Annotated in this window: 19 protein-coding genes and 1 pseudogene; 6 read left to right on the plus strand and 14 right to left on the minus strand. The window is 40.8% G+C overall.

Going from position 1 to position 22,195, the window contains the following annotated elements; all coding sequences use genetic code 11:
* Nucleotides 1-123: 123 nt before the first annotated feature.
* Nucleotides 124-681 carry a calcium-binding protein gene (locus AC1F2U_RS28550; protein ID WP_480264202.1) on the plus strand — a complete coding sequence of 186 codons (558 nt, stop codon included), beginning with the start codon at nt 124-126 and terminating at the stop codon, nt 679-681.
* Between the two features lie 447 nt (nt 682-1,128).
* On the opposite strand, the gene AC1F2U_RS28555 is transcribed toward AC1F2U_RS28550, so the two are convergent.
* From AC1F2U_RS28555 to AC1F2U_RS28565, 3 genes are all read right to left on the minus strand, one after another.
* Nucleotides 1,129-2,112: an RNA polymerase sigma factor, RpoD/SigA family gene (locus AC1F2U_RS28555; RefSeq protein WP_480264203.1), complete on the minus strand. Its 984-nt coding sequence runs from the start codon at nt 2,110-2,112 to the stop codon at nt 1,129-1,131.
* Nucleotides 2,113-2,763: 651 nt separating this feature from the next.
* Nucleotides 2,764-4,494, minus strand: a complete 1,731-nt coding sequence (locus tag AC1F2U_RS28560) for a helicase HerA domain-containing protein (RefSeq protein WP_480264227.1) — start codon at nt 4,492-4,494, stop codon at nt 2,764-2,766.
* A gap of 192 nt (nt 4,495-4,686) precedes the next feature.
* The gene (locus tag AC1F2U_RS28565) at nt 4,687-5,481 is read right to left on the minus strand and encodes a glutathione S-transferase family protein (protein ID WP_480264204.1); all 795 of its coding nucleotides are present in this window, start codon (nt 5,479-5,481) and stop codon (nt 4,687-4,689) included.
* A gap of 217 nt (nt 5,482-5,698) precedes the next feature.
* On the opposite strand from AC1F2U_RS28565, the gene AC1F2U_RS28570 reads away from it, so the two are divergent.
* Both AC1F2U_RS28570 and AC1F2U_RS28575 read left to right on the plus strand, forming a co-directional pair.
* Entirely contained in the window at nt 5,699-5,848 is a 150-nt protein-coding gene (locus AC1F2U_RS28570) for a hypothetical protein (protein WP_480264205.1), read from the plus strand.
* A 536-nt stretch (nt 5,849-6,384) separates the two neighbouring features.
* Entirely contained in the window at nt 6,385-7,230 is an 846-nt protein-coding gene (locus AC1F2U_RS28575) for a fasciclin domain-containing protein (protein WP_480264206.1), read from the plus strand.
* 76 nt (nt 7,231-7,306) lie between these two features.
* Here the strand turns inward: AC1F2U_RS28575 and AC1F2U_RS28580 are convergent, their stop codons facing one another.
* Together AC1F2U_RS28580 and hemL are read right to left on the minus strand one after the other, a co-directional pair.
* Nucleotides 7,307-8,227, minus strand: a complete 921-nt coding sequence (locus AC1F2U_RS28580) for a polysaccharide deacetylase family protein (protein ID WP_480264207.1) — start codon at nt 8,225-8,227, stop codon at nt 7,307-7,309.
* Nucleotides 8,228-8,949: 722 nt separating this feature from the next.
* A complete protein-coding gene (hemL, locus tag AC1F2U_RS28585) occupies nt 8,950-10,248 on the minus strand; it encodes a glutamate-1-semialdehyde 2,1-aminomutase (RefSeq protein ID WP_480264208.1) in 1,299 nt (432 codons plus the stop codon).
* 230 nt (nt 10,249-10,478) lie between these two features.
* Between hemL and hisIE the strand changes: the two genes are divergently transcribed.
* A complete protein-coding gene (hisIE, locus tag AC1F2U_RS28590) occupies nt 10,479-11,129 on the plus strand; it encodes a bifunctional phosphoribosyl-AMP cyclohydrolase/phosphoribosyl-ATP diphosphatase HisIE (protein ID WP_480264209.1) in 651 nt (216 codons plus the stop codon).
* An 88-nt stretch (nt 11,130-11,217) separates the two neighbouring features.
* On the opposite strand, the gene AC1F2U_RS28595 is transcribed toward hisIE, so the two are convergent.
* On the minus strand, nt 11,218-12,510 hold the full coding sequence (locus AC1F2U_RS28595; protein ID WP_480264210.1) for an MFS transporter: 1,293 nt from the start codon (nt 12,508-12,510) through the stop codon (nt 11,218-11,220).
* 470 nt (nt 12,511-12,980) lie between these two features.
* Here AC1F2U_RS28595 and AC1F2U_RS28600 point away from each other — a divergent pair.
* A pseudogene (locus tag AC1F2U_RS28600) lies at nt 12,981-13,172 on the plus strand (DUF2811 domain-containing protein); the annotation flags it as partial.
* An 825-nt stretch (nt 13,173-13,997) separates the two neighbouring features.
* Here the strand turns inward: AC1F2U_RS28600 and AC1F2U_RS28605 are convergent.
* Nucleotides 13,998-14,717 (minus strand): response regulator transcription factor, encoded by a 720-nt coding sequence (locus AC1F2U_RS28605; protein WP_480264211.1) that lies wholly within the window; start codon nt 14,715-14,717, stop codon nt 13,998-14,000.
* 649 nt (nt 14,718-15,366) lie between these two features.
* Here AC1F2U_RS28605 and AC1F2U_RS28610 point away from each other — a divergent pair.
* Nucleotides 15,367-15,993, plus strand: coding sequence for a CPP1-like family protein (locus AC1F2U_RS28610; protein ID WP_480264212.1), 627 nt, complete (start codon nt 15,367-15,369; stop codon nt 15,991-15,993).
* A gap of 153 nt (nt 15,994-16,146) precedes the next feature.
* Here AC1F2U_RS28610 and AC1F2U_RS28615 read toward each other — a convergent pair whose 3' ends face one another.
* The 7 genes from AC1F2U_RS28615 to AC1F2U_RS28645 all read right to left on the minus strand — a co-directional run bounded on the left by AC1F2U_RS28615 (nt 16,147) and on the right by AC1F2U_RS28645 (nt 22,133).
* On the minus strand, nt 16,147-16,839 hold the full coding sequence (locus AC1F2U_RS28615) for an HAD family hydrolase (RefSeq protein WP_480264213.1): 693 nt from the start codon (nt 16,837-16,839) through the stop codon (nt 16,147-16,149).
* 119 nt (nt 16,840-16,958) lie between these two features.
* Nucleotides 16,959-18,056: a 4-hydroxyphenylpyruvate dioxygenase gene (hppD, locus tag AC1F2U_RS28620; RefSeq protein ID WP_480264214.1), complete on the minus strand. Its 1,098-nt coding sequence runs from the start codon at nt 18,054-18,056 to the stop codon at nt 16,959-16,961.
* 106 nt (nt 18,057-18,162) lie between these two features.
* The gene (locus tag AC1F2U_RS28625) at nt 18,163-18,867 is read right to left on the minus strand and encodes an SDR family oxidoreductase (RefSeq protein WP_480264215.1); all 705 of its coding nucleotides are present in this window, start codon (nt 18,865-18,867) and stop codon (nt 18,163-18,165) included.
* An 81-nt stretch (nt 18,868-18,948) separates the two neighbouring features.
* On the minus strand, nt 18,949-20,235 hold the full coding sequence (locus AC1F2U_RS28630; protein ID WP_480264216.1) for an IS1/IS1595 family N-terminal zinc-binding domain-containing protein: 1,287 nt from the start codon (nt 20,233-20,235) through the stop codon (nt 18,949-18,951).
* A gap of 186 nt (nt 20,236-20,421) precedes the next feature.
* Entirely contained in the window at nt 20,422-21,201 is a 780-nt protein-coding gene (locus AC1F2U_RS28635) for a phosphate ABC transporter ATP-binding protein (protein WP_480264217.1), read from the minus strand.
* 65 nt (nt 21,202-21,266) lie between these two features.
* On the minus strand, nt 21,267-21,515 hold the full coding sequence (locus AC1F2U_RS28640; protein ID WP_480264218.1) for a hypothetical protein: 249 nt from the start codon (nt 21,513-21,515) through the stop codon (nt 21,267-21,269).
* Nucleotides 21,516-21,563: 48 nt separating this feature from the next.
* The gene (locus AC1F2U_RS28645) at nt 21,564-22,133 is read right to left on the minus strand and encodes a Uma2 family endonuclease (RefSeq protein WP_480264219.1); all 570 of its coding nucleotides are present in this window, start codon (nt 22,131-22,133) and stop codon (nt 21,564-21,566) included.
* Nucleotides 22,134-22,195 lie beyond the last annotated feature (62 nt).

Below are 22,195 nucleotides of genomic sequence, written 5' to 3' on the forward strand. Positions count from 1 at the left end.
TCTACGAAAAAGAACCCGACCTTTTCCCGACCTTTTCCGACCGACAAACTTGATACTAACCCTTTAGAATCTATCTAAGATCGGAGCGATCGAGAATCTAACTAAATTATTGAGGTCAAAGACATGGCTTATTACTATTACGGCACAAGTGGAAATGATTATCAAAATTATACTGGCTCAGACAGTATTTTCGCTTATGCTTATGAGGGAGATGATACCATCTATGGCAATACTAACGACGATTACCTCTATGGATATAGTGGCAATGACAACCTAAATGGTTGGACAGGTAACGACGTTTTGTACGGAGACTCTGGTAGTGACACCTTATATGGCGGAGATGGTAGCGATACTTTATACGGTTCTAACTCAACTGCCTACGATAGTTATGAATATGATGTCTTAAATGGTGGCAGTGGCTACGATAGGTTTGTTTTAGGTACATCCTATGATGGGAACTTTTATCAGGGAGGTGGCTACGCTACGATACAAGACTACAATCCTGCGAATGACTATATCCAACTGAAAGGAAGTGCAAGTTCTTTTTATCTTGGTACTGCAAATTATGAGGGAACTAGCGATCTTGATACACTCATATATCAGAATGATGGTGACTTGTTAGCAGTAGTTCAAGATAAAACTGGTATACAGTTAACCAGCTATTATTTTAGCTTTGTCTAGTCCTACTACAGTTACAAATCTTTGATGAGTTTAGAGCAACGCAATTTTAGCTCGCTCCTCAGCTTTATTTATCTGAATTTACACTTTTGTATCTACAACCAAGGAAGTTAAAAATCCACTTGTGAGAGGAGCATTTCAATTGCGGAAAAAGTTTGATAACTCTCAGTTTCTAACCCCGTCTCCTAAGAGGTTGTTTGAAAAGCATTATTGCTCACATCTGAACCTCAAAAACCTAACCTCCCTAGCCCCCATTCACTAGTAAGGAATGGGGGTTTCAAATTCAAAGCCTTTTGACCTTTAAACTGATAAAAAATGAGCAATAAAAAATTTGCCTACGGGGAAGCAAACACATATTTTTCTAGTTTTCAGCATAAAAAAATCGCCCCCTGAATTCAGGAGGCGCATCACCAAGGTGGTGTCGAGACGCGAAATTCCGCGTCTCTTGTTTTAGCTAGCAACGTATTCTTTGACATTGGCACGACGGCGACGCAGATGAGCCAAAGCTTGATGCTCTAACTGACGAACGCGTTCGCGGCTGAGATTCAATCTTTCACCAACTTTCGCCAATGACATTTCATTACCATCTTCTAAACCAAAGCGCAGGGCAACAACTTCTCGTTGTTGCGGGGTTAGTTCTGCTAGCAGGTTGTTCAAGTCTTGGCGTAAGAATTCCTGGTTGGTGTAATACTCTGGTGATGGGCCATCATCTTCGAGCATTTCTTGCAACTCAGTATCCTGGTTCTCACCAACTCGCACATCCAAAGACACTGGTTGACGAGCCATATTCAGATACTCGCGAATTTGAGCAGGTTCTAGTTCCAGTGCTTTGGCAATTTCGGCTGGAGTGGGCGATCGCCCCAAGCTTTGAGCCAACTCGCGCTGCACTTTTTTGATTTTGTTCAGTTTCTCGGTAATGTGAATCGGTAAGCGAATAGTACGACCTTGTTGAGCGATCGCACGAGTAATTGCTTGGCGAATCCACCAGTAAGCGTAAGTCGAGAACTTATAACCCCTCATTGGGTCAAATTTCTCCACACCCCGCTCTAATCCTAGTGTTCCTTCCTGGATTAAATCCAGAAACTCCATATTTCGCTTTTGATACTTTTTAGCAATAGCGACAACCAAGCGCAAATTCGCTTCGATCATTTTTTGCTTTGCCCGCTTACCTTGTGCCACTGTTTGTTGCACATCGGTTTCCGATTGTTTAACGCGATCGGCCCACTCTGAGATATCTGGTTCGCGTTGTAACTCCTTTGCCAAAGCTTCCTTGGCATCGATCAGCGTCATCATTTGTTGCACTTGCTTTCCAAAGACAATTTCTTGTTCGCGGGTTAGCAGTGGTACACGACCAATTTCTCGCAGATAGGTTCGCACCATATCAGCCGTGAATTTGGTGTTGAGGTTTTCGGTTTGGGTATTGACAGTAGGCATTGGTGCGATGTCCTCTACTTCGTAAAGATAATGTATGTTTTATTACTAAAATGAATGGGTAAAAGTAGTACATCTATCATGAAATATCAAGAGCTACCAAAATAAATAAATTAATACAGCCGTTGTTAAAACGGTAAGCCCCCAATGATAGGTTCTTCTACCTTCCCTAAATTTTCAATCTTTTATAAGCACGCTGGTTATTTTTGAGAATTATTCTCTTGGATAGTTACTAACACCGAGCGATAAATCTGAAGTCGGTATGAGTTCTACTTAACTTATAATACGATAAATCAGGCAAATAGTAAACTATCTTAAGATAAAACCTATTATTATAATTCAAAAGCAGCCGTTATAGAAAAAAAATTTAAATTTCCTTGAAATCACTGACTATATCTATAGTGACGCCAAAAACCCCTCTTCTGTTGCCAAAAACTAGCCGGATAACCGAACTTAATTTGCAGTGACAATGGAGGGATGTCACGAATTGGTCATTAGTCATTGGTCATTGGTCATTTGTCATTTGTACTGAGTTTCGACTGCGCAAAAATCGAGCGAAGTCTAGATTCAACTACCGCGTAGTCGTTGGCGGCGCGTCTCCAAGAGTTGTATTGGTCATTTGCAAAGGACAAAGGACAACTGACAAATGACAATCTAAAATCCAAGGTCAGCTTTGGCTAGTTCGGCAGCGGCGAATACTTCTGCGTCAGGTTTTTCTTCCCAGGCTGGCTCACCAATTTCTGCGTAAAAAGTTGCGTCATAAGGACGAGTACGGACTACTACGGGCATAGGAACGGCGTGACCCAATATTAAAGCCTGTTGTTTCGAGTCTAGCTTTGCCAATACCGATCGCAGTCCGCTACCACCAGATACACCTGTAAAAATCGCCTCAATATCTTTTTCATCATTCAGCAAAGCGGTAATGCGAGTCCCAATTTGGGACATAACTTCATTATCTATGCCTGATGGACGTTGATCGACTACCAAAAGTGTGACAAAATATTTCCGCAGTTCGCGGGCAATAGTCCCAAAGATAGTACTTTGGACAATAGCTGGGTCAAGGAAGCGGTGCGCCTCTTCAATGGTAATCATTAATGGGGTTGGGCGATCGCTAGGATTTTTGCTTTGCAGGAATTTATCTGCTTTCTTGACGTAATGCTCGTGAATACGCCGGGTGATCATATTCGTCACCAACATATAAGAGAGCATATTAGACTGGGAACCAAATTCTATCACAACATTCTTCCCAGATTCCAAGCATTGCACAATTTTACTAATATAATTCTGGGGGCAAACTGCTCGCATATACTTCAAGCTATCCATCCGCAAGAGTTTCCGCTGTAACGCCATAATCGAGCCTTTGTGTCCGCGCTTCTCGTCGCAGAACATCTCGATTTCTTCGTTAGTCATATTTAGCAACTGCACAATCCAAGACTTGCCAAATTCGCTATACAGAATATTGGCGTTATCTAAGGCTGCGTCAGAGAGTCCTAAATCTCGGCTACATAACTTAATATCTTCAACTTCAATTTGCTCATAGCTCAAATAAAGTTCTTGAGCATCACGCACACCCCGACGCTTTGTCGATTCCGGGTCGAGGGTATAAACTTCCACTTTACTAGGAAAAAGTTGCTTTAATCCTTTAACCGTATTGACATTTTTACCTTCTGCAACAGCTTCCCACCCATACTCAGAATGCATATCAAAAATCAAGTTTACTGCCGCATTTTTACGGATAACGCCAGCTAAAAGTAGCCGAGTTAGAAAAGATTTACCAGTACCAGATTTCCCAAAAACCCCATTACTCCGTTCTACGAAGCGATTCAAATCGATACAAACTGGCACATCCATATCCAAAGGTTTGCCGATGGAAAAATTGCGCCTTTGGGGGTCATCTTCCCAACCAAATACGCGGCGAAAATCTTCGACACTTGCTTCGTAAACTTGACTAAAGTGACTGGGAATAGTTTTCACCGGCAACAATTCTATCGTCGTGCTGGTTTGTGGCATAAATGAAGCTAAACCCGTCACCGATGGGAGGAAAGGATTTGCCGATTTGCCATTTGTTGGGGAGAAAGATTCTTCAGTTTCGGGAGTGAACATCAACATCGGCGCGAGGTTGATAGTACCATAAGTACCACTTCCGGCTAAAACATCTCGTAAAAAAGTGTCTTCCCAATTGGGGGGATTAGCAATAATTCGGGCATTAGCAGCTCCCAATGCTACATCTGTCAGCATACAAAAAAAACGCGATCGCATCCCTTGCACAACAAGAAATTTACCCACCCGCATATCTTCTACAGAAATGTCAGGATGCAATCGTACTTCTAAACCTTCAGTTAGAGAACCTTGAATGACCGAACCTAATGGCTGTGTCGAATTCATCTGATTTGTCATTTGTCATTTGTCGTTTGTCATTGGTCATTGGTCACTTGTACTGAGTTTCGACTGCGCAAAAATCGAGCGGAGTCGAGATTCAACTACCGTGTAGTCGGTTGGCGCAGCCTCTCGTAGAGAAGTATTGGTCATTTGTTTTTCTTCTCCATCCCCTATGCCCAATTCCCCATGCCCAATTATCTAATCAATCTGAATCGAGGTTGGCGCACTTCCTGTTGATGGAGTGGTACTAATTAAAGGTTTGCGGAATTGGGTGTAAAGGCGATCGCGCCAGGTGAAGAATGGTGCATAATCTATATTCTCGGCAAAGATTGGCAATCCTTTACCTCTAATAGAAGCTGGTAAATCCAAATAGGGCCCAGAGGGGAACTTGAGCAATATCGATAATCCAGCCACCGCTAAGTCAGCTAAAGTCGGCTCATCTCCTGTTAAATAGGGACTATCTGCCAATAATAACGTCAAGGCTTCCAAGTCTTGTTTTAAAGATGCGATCGCTGACTGTATCACATCTGGGCTATAACCTACGCCAAAACCCAACACTGTCAGTAAGTCACTAGGTACTCCTTGAACCAGACTTTTAAATATATCTGGTGTTGAGGTGGGTAATAAAGACTTACGGAAATTTTGATCTTGACTTACGGCTGCAAATAGTGCTTTGCGACCTTTGATGCCTATAGACTCATCCGCCCATTCTTCTATTAATAAAGTTAAACCCCGTTGTTTAGGATCTTGCGGTATTATGGGGCGATCGGGATACTCTAAGTCTAAATACTTAGCTATTTCCGTAGAATCCGCAATATATTTATTACGATCCTTTAATACAGGCACTTGTCTTTGACCAGTCAGCCGGAACAGTTCCACTTGTCCAATCCCAGGCGTAACCTCTATTTTGCGGTAATCTAGTCCTTTAAAATCTAGAATTAGGCGCACTTTCTCTGAGTATTGAGAGAGTTCCCATTGGTATAATTCCAGCATGTGTTCTATCTCTTGTAACTGGTCAACTTATTAACTTTACAATTGTATCTTTAGTTTAAGTAATTTTTATTGGTATTAGTTGGTTAGCTGTCTATTTAATTGACATTAAGGTTTAACCGATGCCTGATTTTTGGCAAAATTATCAATTTAAAAAAATATTGTTTTCTGATTGATTACAATATCAAATAATTAAGTAATTTCTGATGAAAAAATACCTATGTTGACGAGTTTCGACAACTCTTGGAGACGCTACGCGAGCGCTCAACTCTCGATCCTCAGTTGGTTGAGCGAACTTGTACTGAGCGAAGTCGAAGTAGTAGAAACCAAAGGCTATGGTAATTTTATTACTAGAATTCACCTTGAGTAATTTAATTCAGCATATAAATCAACTCAACCCCTCATTCGTGGGTCTTCAACAGTTACTGTAATTTTTGTCAGCGTTAGCCTACGTTAAAAGATTTCGTTAATTAATTTCTGTGCTTTTGCTGAATAATCAATGGTTAATTCTGAAATATAGCTTTTTTCTCTATGTAATTCATGATTTATGAATCAACTATTAATTTACGTACAAGTTTGTATATAAATTGTCTTTTAACTATAATCTTTCTTGAAGCTCATCGTAACTCATAACTTGTAGAGGTAGGATTTTCACACTTTCTGAGAATTTACTTTACACCGAGTGGGATTTTTAAATTTTGGTGTGATGGAGAAAATTTGCTCAATTTATATGAAATATATGGTAGATATATTTCATACCGAACGGCGTGAATCGAGGTTAAATATTTAACCTCACTAGCACAAACTCTTCTAGAGAAAAACCTTACTTCCCTCTTGAGTTAGATTTTGTGCATAGCAAAATGTTATAAATCTTTATGTAATGTGTGGACAAAAAAAACAAAATTTATGAAGACAAATTACAGCAAATTGCTGACCACGTTGGCAGGCATAGCAGGATTTACTAGTTTCAGCGTCCTCATTACTTTACCATCTGATGCGAAAGAGGTACTAAATCCTAATCCCAGTATTTTCAACGAAGCTCCTTATAACCAAGGTCAACGCCTTCAAGCAAACACTCAATACGTACCTACTGAAGCCGTTTCCCAAATCGAAAAGGGCAATACCAAACGCAAACCAGTAGCACAGAAAAGTGGTGGAACGGTAAATCCCAGACCAAGTATTTTCAACGAGCCTCCCTATAACCGTGGTGGTGGCAGTGTTACACCTACTGAAGCTGCACCTGTCACCCCACCTACTCTACCTACTACCCCAGGAACTCAACCCAGTCAGACACCGACCACAACTCCACCAAAACCAGGGGCAAGTAGCAATCAAGGTAAAAACTTGTTAGCCTTGGCAGAGTCAAACGCTTCCTTTACCACGTTGACCAAGGCTTTGAAAGCAGCAGGATTAACCGCAGCTTTGCAAGGCAAAGATAACTTAACTATTTTTGCACCCACAGATGCAGCTTTTGCTAAGTTACCAGCAGATGCTTTGCAAGAATTATTAAAGCCAGATAACAAAGAAGTATTGCTCAAGATTTTAACTTACCATGTGGTGGCTGGTAAGGTATTGTCTACTGATTTAAAATCTGGCGAAGTTAAAAGCCTCGAAGGTGGCGCAATCAACGTTAAAGTCGATCCTGCTACTGGTGTAACTGTCAATGATGCTAAAGTAACACAGGCAGATATCACAGGTAGTAACGGCGTAATCCACGCAATCGATCAGGTGATTTTACCTCCTGACTTGTAGTTGTAAGGTATCAGCACAACTGGCAACATAACTTGATTGCCATAAAGTATTAATACGTTAAAATTCCGTTCAGATGTTAGTTTTGGACGGTTTTTTTGTTTGCTGTCAGCTTTTGATCTTTATCTTGCATTTCTAAAAGTTCAGGAATAGTAACAAATTTATAGCCCTGTTTCCGAAAGTTGGCAATAATTTCTGGTAAAGCTTGCACAGTTTTAGAGCGATTACCACCACCATCATGCATCAGCACAATTCCACCTGGCTTGGCCCTCCTAAACACATTATTAATTAATTTTGGTACAGCAGGACGCGAGTAGTCTACAGAGTCAGACGACCAGCGAATGATGGCATATTTGCTATTTTTAGCGTAACTAGCCACCCCATTGTGCATGATTCCCCCTGGTGGTCGAAATAAATTTGTTTTAATCCCTGACACTTGATAAATCAAATCTGCTGTGTGGTCAATTTCATAGGCAGCTGCTTGTGGATTTAAGAATTGATACCAATGATGCCAAGTGTGATTACCAATTACGTGGCCCTCAGCAATCTCCCGCTTCACTAAGCCTGGATAATTCTTTACATTTTGCCCAATGAGAAAAAATGTCCCTTTAATCTGATTTTTTTTGAGAATATCTAGTACTTCCCCGGTACTTTCAGGCCATGGCCCATCATCAAAGGTGAGCGCAATTACTTTCTGTTTGGGAGTCAATTTTGCCGCATCAACTACTGCCCCTTGAAAACGTAGTGGCACAGTATATGAAAAACCTTTTGTTTGTACTTGTTGCTGCCAACTTCTAAGCATCGTCGCTTTGAGTTCTTCAATCTGCTGCTGAATTCCAACTTTGCTTGGTTGATTGTTTACATTTATATTCTCTGTACTTTGAGCATTAGAGGAGCTTGACTTAATAAGCATCATCGTGCTGACACTCACACTCCCACTTAATACAAGCAACGTAACTAATATTTTTTGCAGACCAAAAAATGACTTATTGTCGTCCACTTCATAGCTCCTTCAAGGTCGAACCATCTTTTTTTCACAATACTTATGGCAGCTTTTTCTACTCTGTAAGCCTTGCCATACAAGCTACAGTTATGACTGTTATATTTTTTAAAGTTAGCTCCAACCCTGACTCTAAAAAAATACCTTACCCGATGGATAATCTAATATCTATAAGCAAAACCCTCACCATAAAGGTGAGAACCTTCTTACGCATTAATTTTTGTAATCTATAAGGTATGAGGGAATTTCGAGAACTGTAAAAGGCAAGTAAAATAATTTGTAATTAAGTTAAGTTTTGCAACGGACATTCAGACAAAAGCTACAAAACTTGACATTTCTGAGTTACGAGGGACTTAACCCCTTATAATTTATTAATCCTGCCTCATTAACTATGAATCTTAATGTAGGCTAAATATTGCATATTCTATTGACGAAGCCATTGCGAAATGATGACGAAGATGTGACCTTTCTTGAGTAATGACGGTAGAGAGCAAATCTGTTAAAAAATTTCTTCGATCCCCAGCAGCGTTAGAGGATTGAACACTATTAACTGCTGAAAATTTTGCAAATAATGCTTTAAAGTGAGTCCGAAAATTCTGCACGCTTGTTTCTGTCTTAAAGAAGGGACTTCCTATAAATCATCCATTTTGTGGGGTAAGATGCTCACCCCACAACAAGAGTTAACAGGATATTTTTATTTGGAAATCCCTTATCTTAAAGGGTTACAGACTAGACATTACATCCCGTGCAACAGTTAAAGTCTGCTCAATGTCTTCTTCTGTGTGAGCAAAAGATGTAAACCCAGCTTCAAATTGAGAGGGTGCTAAGTAAACACCACGCTCTAACATCCCGCGATGGAAGCGTCCGAATTTGCCTGTATCAGACTTTTTCGCATCTTCGTAGTTATGAACTGGGCCAGCGGTAAAGAATAAGCCGAACATGGCGCTGATTTGACCGCCGCAAGCTGCATGACCAGTTTCTTTGGCAATTTGCAGCAAACCATCTGCTAGCTTTTTAGTAATCCGCTCAAGAGACTCGTAAGTACCTGGCTTTTGCAGCAATTCTAAAGTCTTAATCCCAGCAGTCATCGCCAAGGGATTACCAGAAAGAGTCCCAGCTTGATATACGGGGCCGGCGGGCGCAACCATTGACATAATATCTCGGCGACCACCATAAGCTCCTACTGGCAAACCACCACCAATCACCTTACCCAAGGTTGTTAAATCGGGAGTGACGCCAAATTTTTCTTGAGCGCCACCATAAGCAATACGAAAACCTGTCATCACTTCATCAAATACCAACAATGCTCCATACTCGTGAGTGAGTTCCCGTAACCCTTCTAGGAAGCCAGCATCAGGTGCGATAAATCCAGCATTGCCGACGACTGGCTCAAGAATGACACCGGCAATCTCGTCGCGGTTTTCTTCAAATAAAGCTTTGACTGCTTCTAAGTCATTGAAAGGTGCAGTTAGAGTGGTGCTAGTTGCTAATTTAGGTACTCCCGGTGAGTCTGGCAAACCAAGGGTAGCAACACCTGAACCCGCCTTCACTAGAAACGCATCGGCGTGTCCGTGGTAGCAACCTTCAAACTTGATGATTTTCTCCCGGTTGGTGAAAGCCCGCATCAGTCGCAAAACTCCCATACAGGCTTCAGTTCCAGAGTTGACAAATCTGACCATTTCGATGCTAGGAACGGCATCAATAACCATTTCTGCCAAAACATTTTCTAGGACTGAGGGAGCGCCGAAACTGGTGCCTTTTTCTAAAGCTTCATGCAACGCTGCAATGACTTCTGGATGAGCATGACCGCAAATAGCTGGGCCCCAAGTGCCTACATAGTCTATGTATTTATTGCCATCTACATCCCAAATATACGCGCCTTTGACACGATCGAAAACGATGGGTTGTCCGCCCACAGATTTAAAGGCACGAACTGGAGAATTGACTCCTCCGGGCATGAGATTTTGAGCAGCGGCGAAGACTTCTTGTGATTTTGTTGTTTTAATTGTGGTATTTACCAAAGTTCTCTCCTAACAGTGGGCAATAAAACGCTCTATCTTAGGATAGGGTCAAACACTGCTTAGAATTTCTATCCTATAAAATTAGCGGAACCAAAAAAATAACATTATGTTATGCAAGTCCAATGAAGACTTGACTTTGGATATTTAATTCAAAAAAAACATACCTACTGCCCTATTTTGAATGGTATCGTGAATCCATAAATTATTCTCATTAGAGCAAACTAGCTGGTATGTCTTCTAACGATTCGCGATCGCTGCATTACACCATCCCGGTTGAGAAAATTCGCTACGATGAACGGGGTCTGGTGCCTGCAATTGTCCAAGACTATCTGGATGGTACTGTCCTGATGATGGCGTGGATGAATCAGGAGTCGTTACAAAAGACTTTAGAAACTGAAGAAACTTGGTTTTGGAGCCGTTCTCGACAAGAATTGTGGCACAAGGGAGCGACTTCCGGGCATATCCAAAAAGTGCAAAGTATTCGTTATGACTGTGATAGTGATGCCCTGCTCATTGGGGTAGAACAATTAGGAGATATTGCCTGCCATACTGGAGAGCGCAGTTGTTTTCATCAAATAGAAGGGGAAATTGTCTCACCACCTGGGGATACATTGTCGCAATTATTTCAAATAATATGCGATCGCCGCGATAATCCTACTGAAAGTTCTTATACTTGTAAACTATTCGCAGGTGGCGATAACAAAATTTTGAAAAAGATTGGTGAAGAAACCGCTGAGGTGGTAATGGCTTTTAAGGATGATGAAGCAGATGCGATCGCAGGTGAGGTGGCTGATTTGCTATATCATACTTTGGTTGCCTTAGCTCACCATCAAGTTGATTTAAAATCTGTATATCGCAAGCTGCAAGAACGTCGTCAATAGAGCAAAAAAATAACTCTCCTACCCAAAGAGTGCTGAAAAAAAGCAATAATTGCGCTGGCTCAACGCCCCATTACCGCTAACAGCACTCCTAAATGTGGGAATTAGATCGTTCAGCCAAAATTCGATTCAGGTACTGTAAAATCACTACAGCGATCGCTACACTGAAGATGAAGCCTAGCCAGTAAGTATTGGTAATAATTTGTGGTCGATCTAATGCCCATCCACCCAAGGGATGACCAATAAAAGAGCCAACAGCCCAGCATAAAGCGTTGATGGAAAAATAAACGCCGCGTTGATTTTTCGGGGCTAACTCAGTCACTAAAGAGGCAGCAGATGGGGTATAAGAAACAATCGCCACAGCAAATACTCCCAATGCCAATGTTACCCAAAGCAGATGATGAGATGGGGCTGTCCCGCTTACCCAAATCAATCCGAAACCAATTGCCCAGAAAATCGCAGAAACAGTGAGTGCGAGTGTGTGAGAGCAGCGTTTTAAAATACTGGTGACAGGTAACTGACAAATAATTGCGAACACCAGATGCCAAGCAAATAGTCCGCTAATGGTAGTTTCAGTAAATCCCTTGGCAGTACTTTCGACAAGGACAAAATTTTTGAAGTAAAGCGGTAGGGTGCTGTGGATTTGAGAAATATAGATTGTGAAAAATATATTAACTGCGATGTAGACTAGGAAACGCCAATCTTTTAATACTGCCATCCAAGCAGCAAAAAGTTCTGTCTTTTCAGATTCCTCTATCTGCTGTTGTTCAGTTTCACTAATCCCTACATAGACAACCCCAAAAAATAGCATAAAAGAGATGGCATCAATGATAAATAGCCATCGATAATTCCCAACGATCGCGATCAAAAACCCAGCCAGCACAATTCCGATCGCTAACCCCAGATTATCAGCTAGTCGAGCGATCGCAAAAGTTTCGCGGCGATTGTCAATTTGGCTGGCGTCAGCAACCACAACTTCAGCCGCCGGCCAATAGAAACCTATCCCTAAACCGCTAATCAAGCTACCGATTACCAAAGAAGTGAAATTATCGGTTGCAGCTAAAACTAGAGAAGCAATTGCTGAAATCGCCGTCGCTAGCAACAAAGTGCGGCGGCGTCCCCAGTATTCAGAATCAGCCAAAGAACCACCTGCAATCCGCCCTACAATGCCGGAAATCGAGGCGCTACCCAAGGCTACCCCAACACTGGTTGCAGATAAACCAAGTTGATTAACAAAAAAGATGGGGGCGTAAAACACGGTAAAGCCACTACCAACTTCCGAGAGAAATCTACCAATTGCGAAAGTCCAAATTTGGGGATGTATCGAAGGCAACCACGATGATAACTGAGATTGAGAAGCTAATTTCATGAGCTTAAATGTCATAGTTTGCTGACATTTTTGTAATTCTTATCATTGGCTGCAATTTTCCTCACTAATTCCACAGGGTTTCCACAGGGATTTTAACAGTTTTCCACAGGTGCTATACGAGCTAATAAGCTTCTTGCTGTCTTGCTGGGGATTGTTGATTACAAGTAGCAAAGAAGTTTAAGGACTGAGTTTTTGTAAAGTAAAGTAACAAAAATTTGGCTTCAAGTCCGATTATTTCGTTCGTATTTATTTTTTATACAATTGTTTTTAACATTTCGCAGCATTGACAAACCCACCCCCTCTTAGCGCACAATGATGCGGCTTGCTTTTGTAATCCGTTCAACTGTTGACATCAAATATGTAAAATATATTACTATCAGATGTAAGTGCAGATTGTTGGGATAGCGAAAGAGCGTGTGAAGCCCTAAACCGCTTTAACGCAAGCAACTTGTCCCTCTTGATTATCCTCATAGGAGGAAAATCTTATGAAAGCAACGGTTAGCATCTTTACAGAAATTCCTGAAACACTGCACGAATCCTTAAAAAACTACTTAGAAACCCATCCCGATTGGGATGAAAACAGAGTATTAACGGCGGCGCTATCATTGTTTTTACTCCAAAATGGAGATAGCGATCGCCGTGCTGCGCGAGTTTATCTGGAAACTTTGTTTCACCACTCCAGAGTAGAAATGCCCTGTACCGACTCACCAGCAACAGCTAATTTACCAACTCAGTACTGAGTGCTGAGTGTTGAGTGCTGAGTGCTGGGTATTTTTGGTTACTTAAATACTTTGGTACTATGGTAAATGCCCCGCCCCTTGTGGGCGGTCTTTTAACTCAGCACGGGCTAAACGCCCCGCTACCGCTAACGCAACTCAGCACTTTTCATTAGACACCCCATAGGTACTGGTATGAAGGGCGTTATTCCCCGATGAATGGGGCACGGCATACTGTGCCCCATTAACGGGATTTTAAGCTCATAGCGATCGGCAATATTACAATAAAAAAGATCGGTAGATTCCGATCCTTAAAAAAGTTCTAATAGTTTCTCTTATTGCCAAAACTAGTTGGTAATAAAGCAAATATTTACCTTTGTTCTCAGTCTCCGACTGGGAATGCCTATTTTGGGGCTGTCGCTTTTCTGACTTACAGTACCAGCCCAATGAGCAGCGTTTCCAGACAGAGGCTAGAAACATAGTTTTAAGGGGAATTTAGCCTAAGTTGACACCAAAGCACAGCTATGTGTCCTACAAACGCCAACCTAAGTGACGTTATATCTACCAAAACGGTCACATACAAAGAAATATTTTCCAATGGACTCTCTCCCCTGTCCACTGTTTTAAATAGATAAATAAATATCTCAAATAACTGTTTGGTCTGTATTTGAGGAATATCTACCTATTTTGATTGTCTAAATTTGTTTTTTACTAAAGCCAAAGAAATTCACTAATGGCTCCCCCAAGAGTTAACAGTCAAGAGTTAAAAAACTCTAGACTATAAACTCAGGACTTGCCTTCCAACTGCTGGGGGTGAGCAGCAGATTCAAACTTATAGCCTACGCCACGTACAGTTTGAATTAATGCTGGCTGACTAGCATCAATTTCAATCTTCTTGCGAATTTGGCCGATATGAACATCTACAACCCGCTGGTCGCCTACATATTCATAATCCCACACCTCTTGGATTAGTTCTGCCCGCCGCCAAACTCGGCCTGGATGACTAGCTAAAAAATGCAACAAGTCAAATTCCAGAGCAGTTAAGGGTACTGCTTGGTTATTAAGTGCTACCTCCCGTCGCACTGGATCGATCATAAGTTTTTCAAATACCAAGCGTTTCTGCTCGGCCGTAGTTATCACTCGCTGACGCCTCAAAATAGCCCCAACTCGGACTTCTAGCTCTCCTAGCCCAAAAGGCTTGGTGAGATAGTCGTCAGCACCTTTAGCAAAGCCGCGAATTTTATCAGCTTCGTCAGCACGGCTAGTCAACATCAAAACAAAAACACCATTACGACTTTGCATCTCTTGGCAGAGGTTAAACCCTGTGACATCTGGTAAATTCACATCTAGAATTACCAGATCGGGGTTAAATTGCTCAAATAGATTTAAGGCTGTCTTTCCGTCTTCGGCAGCCTCCACCTGATAGTTCTGTTTAATCAAAAAGCGTTGGATTAAATTCCGAACCGCAGGGTCGTCGTCAACTACAAGAATCTTGGCAGGAGCCATGACCATTACTTTGCACAAAAATTCGTAAGATTAACAAGAGAGTTGCGTAAAAACGCAGTTGCCACTTTAGGACTAACTAAGAATCTACATGGCTACGGTATAACAATCCCGATCGTTCTAAAATAAATACTCTAATCAGGATTGTGGGCAATGAGAAGGCGAAACTTCTTTTAGCCAACAGTATATAAGCGCTCAGACTTTAACTGCAACCGTTCTTGATAGCAAGACACCTTTTCGATCCCAGTTAGCTGGTAACTTAAAACGTTTCAATTTTAAATCGATATGTGGATATATACCACAAGCGATTATTCAGTATAATTAAAAAAAACTATTTTAGGGCACAGTAAGTTGCCAAATTTGAAACATTAAAGTTGATTTTTTCATAAAAACCATGACTTTTAGGTACTCTCCGTTCAAATTCTAGATTAGAGCCAGAATTAGACAACGACATGAGGGTATACACGGAGTTATAGCGATATGTTAAAGTGACTATAGTTGAAATTACAAAGTCGATCAAACTAACCCGTGCTACTATCCTGGTAGGGCATATAAATAGGTCGAGACTTTAGTTTCGATCAAAATAAAACCTAAAACTGTTTTTTATTCGATAAAAGACTGCCGCTGATTGAGGCTGAAGTAACAAACTCCCATGAGCGATCAAAATCCCTACGAAAAACTTGGGGTATCAGAAGAGGCTAGCTTCGATGAAATTCAGGATGCTCGTAATCGCCTATTCGAGCAACATAATGGCGATGCCAAGCATTTAGAAGTGATTGAGGCGGCTTACGATGCGATTTTAATGGATCGCTTACGGATGCGCCAGGAAGGTAAAATCAAAGTCCCTGAGCGGATACGGTTTCCAGAGTTGCGAGTGCAATCGCCTCCTAAAGAAAGTCCAACCCCTCGCGAGCAGTCACCCGCATGGCTGCAACGGATGCTGGATCAGCCAACGCCTGCGGATATACTCTTACCAGGAGCTTGGTTTCTCGGTTTGAGTTCTATTAGCCTGTTCTATCCAGAGGGAGGCGATCGGGTTTTGCAGTTAGCATTGGTGGTTGGCGTAGGCACTAGTATTTACTTTCTTAATCGCAAGGAAGGCAAATTTGGCCGAGCAGTTTTGTTTACCCTGGTCAGTTTAATAATTGGCCTAATCGTTGGGGGACTAATTGCTAGCTGGCTCTTACCACAAATATCATTTATCAGTCTGGAAACGAATCAGTTCTCTACTGTAGTGACGTTTATATTGTTGTGGTTAGTTAGTAGTTTTCTACGTTAAATCACCGCCGTAAGCAGGTTTCGATAAAGAAGACATGGTTTATGTGTGTTCTTCTAAAATAAAAAGTCAGGAGTCAGAATACCTATTCTGGCTCCTATTTTAATTTGCAACCCGAATGCCGATTAATTGAATATGTTGCAAGTACAGAGCCTTTTAGACAAGGTGTTTAGCTTTTAGAACTAAATCTACAGCAGCGCTAAAATCTTGAACAATTAAGTCGGGGTAGTAAAGTTCTAATTGAGTGCGATCGCGAATCCCGGATTCTACAGCCATTACCTTAATACCATAATTTTTCGCAGCGGTGATGTCAGCTTCCGTATCGCCCACCATCCAGGTATCAGCAGCCGGAGGCAGTTCTTTTAATGCCCTAGCCATTAACAAGGGCTTATCTTCAATATCGCGAGTTTTAACGTAGTCGTTACTCAAGCAATAACAACGATTTTCTGGGAAAAATCTCCCTAAATCGTGTTTTTTGAAAGCATAATCTAGTTCTCGAACTCGGCGCATGGTCATAACTGCTAAATCAATTCCAGCTTGTTGAATTTTTAACAGTGCATCCACAGCACCAGGCGCGAGAGTGTCATAGTGAAAGTAAGGTTCTGTATGCACAGTTTGCCGCCGCAACTGGGCAAATTCTTGGGCTTGGGCTTCGTCTAACCCAGAATTTAGCGCAATTTGTTTTTCGGGAACACGCGATCGCTTTAACTGCCAAAATTCCGCTTTCGGAAGTTCTTGCACTACTTGATCTGGGCGACGGGTTTTTTCTAAGCAGAATTGATAAACGCGGTAGTACCGTTCGGAAACATCAATAATTGGGCCGTCGAAGTCAGTAATAAGTCTTAGCATCGGCGGTAAAAGTTAATTTTTATTAAGTTTATCTCAGATGTATGGCTATTTTTTGAGGGTATCAAGTCTAGCTAAAGGTTTTTTTGTAAACTCTTTTTAAGAAAGTATCGACAATGACCTCATTGCAAAGTACCGCGTTTAATTTGTTCGCTTTCAATGGCTTCAAATAAGGCGCGAAAGTTACCTTCGCCAAAACCTTGAGCTTGGTAACGACGTTCAATAAACTCAAAGAAAAATGTCGGCTGTTCAAATATTGGCTGGGTAAAAATTTGTAGTAATAAGGGTGCGGCATTTCCTCCTTCTGCGGGAGTATCTTCTTGCCAGTCCACCAGTATTTCCTGTTGAGCGATCGCTTCTAGTTCTAGAGGTGATAGGGTGATTCCTGGTCGCTGTTTTAGCTGCGAGTAGTAGGTTTGGGGAACCGAGAGTAAGGATAAACCACTGGCACGAAATTTAGCGATCGCATTCACAAGATTAGTTGTCCGCAAGGCAATATGTTGAATTCCTGCCCCACGATTGACATCTAGAAATTCCTGAATTTGAGAATTTTTAGAAGCAGGTTCATTAATTGGCAATTGGACGCTACCGTTGCGCGAAACCATCACCTGGCTGTGTAAAGCAGAGCGATTGGTTTTAATTTTAAATGCCTGCTGGGGTTGAAAATCTAGAATTTTTTCGTACCAAGCCACAGCACGATCCAATTCACCAACTGCCACGTTTAAGACTATGTGATCTATGGCGGTAAAAGTGTTGTCATTTGTCATTTGTCCTTTGTCATTTGTCTTTTGTTCTTTGTCAAAAACTAATGACGGATGACTACTGACTAATGACCTTTCTATTAACGTATGAGTCAGTCCACCCCAAGCGGCAATTTTGCCACATTTGATGAATTCCGTACCTTCTTGGCGTTCCTGAATGGGTTGTAGGATTGTAGCACCGTGTTTTTGAGCTAGTGCGATCGCGCCTTCAACATCTTCGACAGCAAAAGCGACATCTGCCACGCCAGGTGGATATTGACGCAGAAATTCAGCTACTGGACTTGTAGGTAACAGGGGTGAAGACAGAAAAAAGCAGACATCACCATTTTTCACCACTTCTGTACAAGTGTGAAATGAACTGATGCGATCGGTGACTGCTTGAAAACCAAGATGGCGTACAAACCAATCTCGCCACACTTTGGCATCTTCTACATAGAAATGAACGCGATCAATTTTCATAGATATTGAAAATCAAGCATAACAGTTTATATATCTGTAAATTTTGCCTTTTTTGCTAGATTTTCACTTCTTTCCTAAGCAAGAATTATGTAAGCGTACTCCCACTCTAAAAGAATAAATGACTATCAGGTTGAATGTTAATTTCCATTGGCACAGCTTGCGGTTCGGCAGAAAGAGCAAAGAAAATCGCATTGGCAGCAGTTTCAGGACTAAGCATTTTTTTTCGGTCTACTTTTAGGTTGACATTATCCCAAAAAGGAGAATCTACCCCACCAAAGTAGAATAGCGTGAACTTGATACCAAAACGCTTGAGTTCTTCTGCCATGCACTTGCTAAAACCGACAACACCAAACTTAGAAGCCGAGTAAGCTGCTGCCATCCCCATCGAATGCTTGCCCAGAATTCCTACTACATTACAGATGTGACCAGACTTGCGCTTTTGCATTTCTTCAGCAGCCGCTTGAGTGGTGTAAAAGCTACCTTTTAAGTTGACATCTAACATCTTGTCTAAATCAGCGGGTTCCAGGCTGTTGTAGGGCTTGAGTATACCAGCACCAGCTGCATTCACTAAAATATCAATTTGACCAAACTCAGCGATGGTCTTTTCTATCAAAGTATCTACCTGTTGGGGGTCAGTAATATCGGTGGGAACAGTCAAAACTTGTCCTGGTAAATCAGCAGCCAATGTGGTTAAACGCACCGTATCTCTCGCAGCCAATACCAACCGGACTCCGGTAGGTGCAAGTTTTTGTGTTAAAGCTGAACCAATACCACCAGTAGCACCGACAATAACAACAACTTTATCCTGCATTCTATCATTTACATTTCTTTACATCTTTTTACATAATACAGAATTACAGGCTCAGGTTGTACCTAGACATCTAGAAAGTATTTACTCGCTGAGTAGCGCCATTACCTCATACTCCTTGCCACTCGCCTTTAATGTAAATATAGGAGATGATTCTAAATATTTAGTAAAATTGGAACCTAACTTTAGTTTTTTAATAATTGAATTAGGAGATTCTCCGGTTATTTTCCGTATCTCTGTACCTAATTTCGACACAGATAATTTACTTCTAGGAGATTGTTTTTGTATATCTTGAATAATTTTTAATATTAATTTATCTAATACCTTTCCATTAATAACTTTTGTCAAACCTTCTTTTTTTACTTCTTGAATAGATTCTGTAAAAGAGTTATCTAACACAGGAATGACTTTCTCATTCTCTGGATGCTTTGAATTATCTTGAATATTAATATCACATTTTTCTTGAAATAAAGTAGCAACAGCCACTAAACTGTTTAATCGAGTATTGATTGATTCCTGTTCAATTTTAATTAAATCTTGAATTGTATCAACCACTTTCTCCAAGGATGGAACTTCTGTTGCCACTGCTAAGGAATAATGAGTTAATTTCCTAGTATTCCGATTTTCTATATTCAAACTTTGCCCTTGTCTACGTACCCAATAGACAATTAATCCCTGGTTTTGGAGTTCGTTACATAGGTGAATTAAAATTCCATCGCTAGAACAGACTAATATTTCTTTAACTGTTGGATAAGAGCGTAAGATACAAGCACCGAATGCAATCATTTTTGCATCAGCACTATTTTTACCTTCAGGCACATGGACAAGTTGATAGCCACGGTTATATAGTTCAATATCTTGCTTCCCAATACTGGGATTTTTCCAGTTAGCAAATGCCATTTTAACTTGGAGAGGATGTTCACAAACACTGGCTAAAAATAATTCTGAATTAATATCTAATTTTAAGTTTTCTACATCTAAAAGTAGAAGAGAGATTCCTATTTCTAGCTTAGGTTTAATTTCATTTTTTTGCTGAGTTTTGAGGAGTAATTGATTGAACGCAGCAGATTCTAGCCAATCAGGCGATAATATAGTTTGCAGCAGTTTTTCAACTAATATAAAATTAAAAGAGCCAAGGCCTTTCTCTGTGACTTTTTCTTCTGGCAGGTTTTTTACTAAAGAAAGTTCCGTCGCTTCAGCCGTAGATACTTTACTATGTCCGTTGCTATTAGCAAGCAAGCCACTTTCCAAGGAATGAGGGAATGCAGGCTCAATGAATTGTTTACCACAATTTTTGCAGAGGTAATTCTGCTTGTCATTACGACGACCATTTTGACGATATGAAGTAGATTCGCACCGGGGACATTTCATTTTGTAATTCAGGTGGTCTAGAGCAGATACTTTTCTTTAAGTATATAGTATAAAAAAGTACTGTCAATGTCGGTTCGTATTGCCCAACACCAGAAAAACTTAAAGCAAGCGGAAATTCAATTTAATCCCTCATTTCCGCTTGTACTATGTATTAACCCTCTGAATAGCTAGAATTTAAGAAGCGCTTCAACTGACACGAGCGAAAACATAGTCGCGGGTACGAGAATCTACAGGGTTAGTAAAGATTTTATTGGTAGTACCAAATTCAACCATTTGAGTAATACGATTTTCATTACTATAAAAGAAAGCCGTAAAATCAGATAGGCGAGTAACTTGCTGCATGTTGTGAGTAACAATCACAATTGTCAACTCAGAACGCAAGTTATGGATCAAATTCTCGATTTTCATACTACCCATAGGATCGAGACCTGAACAAGGCTCATCCATCAACAAAACGTTAGGCTTGACAGCTAAAGCACGGGCAATACATAATCTTTGCTGTTGACCACCAGAAAGCTCTAAAGCAGATTTGTGCAGCTTATTTTTCACTTCATCCCAAAGTTCGGCAGCTTTGATGGCAGATTCAACAATCCCATCTAATTCTACTTTTGGATGCCATCCAATTAATTTCACCCCATAAGCAACATTATCGTAAACGCTCATGGGAAAAAGATTTGGCTTGGGAAAAACCATACTAACTTGGCGACGTAAGCGATTGATGTTAACGCGACGCTCATAAATACTCTGCCCAAAAAATTCTACTCTTCCTTCAACCCTTACTTCTGCTTCTAATTCACTCATGCGATTTAACGATTTAAGAAAAGTAGACTTTCCACAACCACTAGAACCAATAATTGCCGTGACTTGGTTTTGGTAAATATCCATTGACACGCCTTCAACTATCTTTCGAGTGTCGTAAGAGAAGCTGAAGTTTTTGACTCTGATGGCTGGAATTAGTTTACTCATATTCCTAAAACGTGTGAAACAAAACTTGACTAGGTAAAGTAGTACAAATTAGCGCCGCTGTTTCACTATGTTACCCCCAAAAGGAGATATACATGGAAATTACGTAGCCATGCAGTAGCTATACAGCAGATAAACTGTAATAATATGTCAGATTCAGGATAATTACTTACCGTATAAGCAGCTTTGATTATTGTTGCGACTTTTTCTTGCTCAATTGATTCAGTTGATATTTCTATCGATCGCCACTTGTCTCTATAAATAGGAAGCATTGCCTGTTGTTCATCAGATAGTTCGGTGATGATGCGTTTTGGCATATATATTTTCAGTATAAAAATAGTAAGTTGGGTTGAACAAAATATTTGTTACGCAGTCACCTTTAACCATCCAAAAATATCACCTACCGTCAACTGTAACCCCTGACAAAATTCTGGCACTGGTAAAACAGACTCAATTTCCTCAAAAGGTAAAGGTTGTTGTCTTGCAGGATAAGCAGCAATGAACCGCTCATCAGGGTCAATTAACCAACCCATTTGAGTTCCGTGATTGAGAGCGTGTAAGATTTTTTTTGTAACTTTTGTATGGCTTTGTTCGGGGGAGAGAATTTCAATTATCCAGTCGGGTGCTGCGGCAAATGTATTGGCAATATCACCATTTTCGTCTACAGAAAGCCTTGCCCAAGAGAATACAGCGACATCGGGAACTATAGAACGTCCTGCAAAAGTGCAACGTAATTTTGGAAAAGCCCAACCCATTTTTTGGACTTTGATAACAGAATTGATTGTAGGACAGAGTTCTCCTTGAATAGTGCTATGTTTTCCTTGAGGCATAGGTTTTGGAATGATTTGACCGTCAATGTATTCACAATACGGTTTAGTTTCTGGTAGTGCGAGAAACTCTTCTAGAGTCAATCTTTTATTTGATGTTTGTACCATGATTATCCTAGCTTCAATTTATGATGATTTATTTACATAGTTAGTATTTGCCTTATTCTAAA

Source organism: Nostoc sp. LEGE 12454, from assembly GCF_056620565.1.

Excerpts from the sequence above, each read along its gene's own strand:
- AC1F2U_RS28630 (WP_480264216.1), bottom strand. The coding sequence starts at position 20,235 with ATGAAATGTCCCCGGTGCGAATCTACTTCATATCGTCAAAATGGTCGT.
- AC1F2U_RS28560 (WP_480264227.1), bottom strand. The coding sequence starts at position 4,494 with ATGAATTCGACACAGCCATTAGGTTCGGTCATTCAAGGTTCTCTAACT.
- AC1F2U_RS28625 (WP_480264215.1), bottom strand. The coding sequence starts at position 18,867 with ATGCAGGATAAAGTTGTTGTTATTGTCGGTGCTACTGGTGGTATTGGT.
- AC1F2U_RS28645 (WP_480264219.1), bottom strand. The coding sequence starts at position 22,133 with ATGGTACAAACATCAAATAAAAGATTGACTCTAGAAGAGTTTCTCGCA.
- AC1F2U_RS28565 (WP_480264204.1), bottom strand. The coding sequence starts at position 5,481 with ATGCTGGAATTATACCAATGGGAACTCTCTCAATACTCAGAGAAAGTG.
- AC1F2U_RS28550 (WP_480264202.1), top strand. The coding sequence starts at position 124 with ATGGCTTATTACTATTACGGCACAAGTGGAAATGATTATCAAAATTAT.
- AC1F2U_RS28575 (WP_480264206.1), top strand. The coding sequence starts at position 6,385 with ATGAAGACAAATTACAGCAAATTGCTGACCACGTTGGCAGGCATAGCA.
- hppD (WP_480264214.1), bottom strand. The coding sequence starts at position 18,056 with ATGAAAATTGATCGCGTTCATTTCTATGTAGAAGATGCCAAAGTGTGG.
- AC1F2U_RS28610 (WP_480264212.1), top strand. The coding sequence starts at position 15,367 with ATGAGCGATCAAAATCCCTACGAAAAACTTGGGGTATCAGAAGAGGCT.
- AC1F2U_RS28595 (WP_480264210.1), bottom strand. The coding sequence starts at position 12,510 with ATGACATTTAAGCTCATGAAATTAGCTTCTCAATCTCAGTTATCATCG.
- AC1F2U_RS28615 (WP_480264213.1), bottom strand. The coding sequence starts at position 16,839 with ATGCTAAGACTTATTACTGACTTCGACGGCCCAATTATTGATGTTTCC.
- hisIE (WP_480264209.1), top strand. The coding sequence starts at position 10,479 with ATGTCTTCTAACGATTCGCGATCGCTGCATTACACCATCCCGGTTGAG.
- AC1F2U_RS28605 (WP_480264211.1), bottom strand. The coding sequence starts at position 14,717 with ATGGCTCCTGCCAAGATTCTTGTAGTTGACGACGACCCTGCGGTTCGG.
- AC1F2U_RS28640 (WP_480264218.1), bottom strand. The coding sequence starts at position 21,515 with ATGCCAAAACGCATCATCACCGAACTATCTGATGAACAACAGGCAATG.
- AC1F2U_RS28635 (WP_480264217.1), bottom strand. The coding sequence starts at position 21,201 with ATGAGTAAACTAATTCCAGCCATCAGAGTCAAAAACTTCAGCTTCTCT.
- AC1F2U_RS28555 (WP_480264203.1), bottom strand. The coding sequence starts at position 2,112 with ATGCCTACTGTCAATACCCAAACCGAAAACCTCAACACCAAATTCACG.
- AC1F2U_RS28570 (WP_480264205.1), top strand. The coding sequence starts at position 5,699 with ATGTTGACGAGTTTCGACAACTCTTGGAGACGCTACGCGAGCGCTCAA.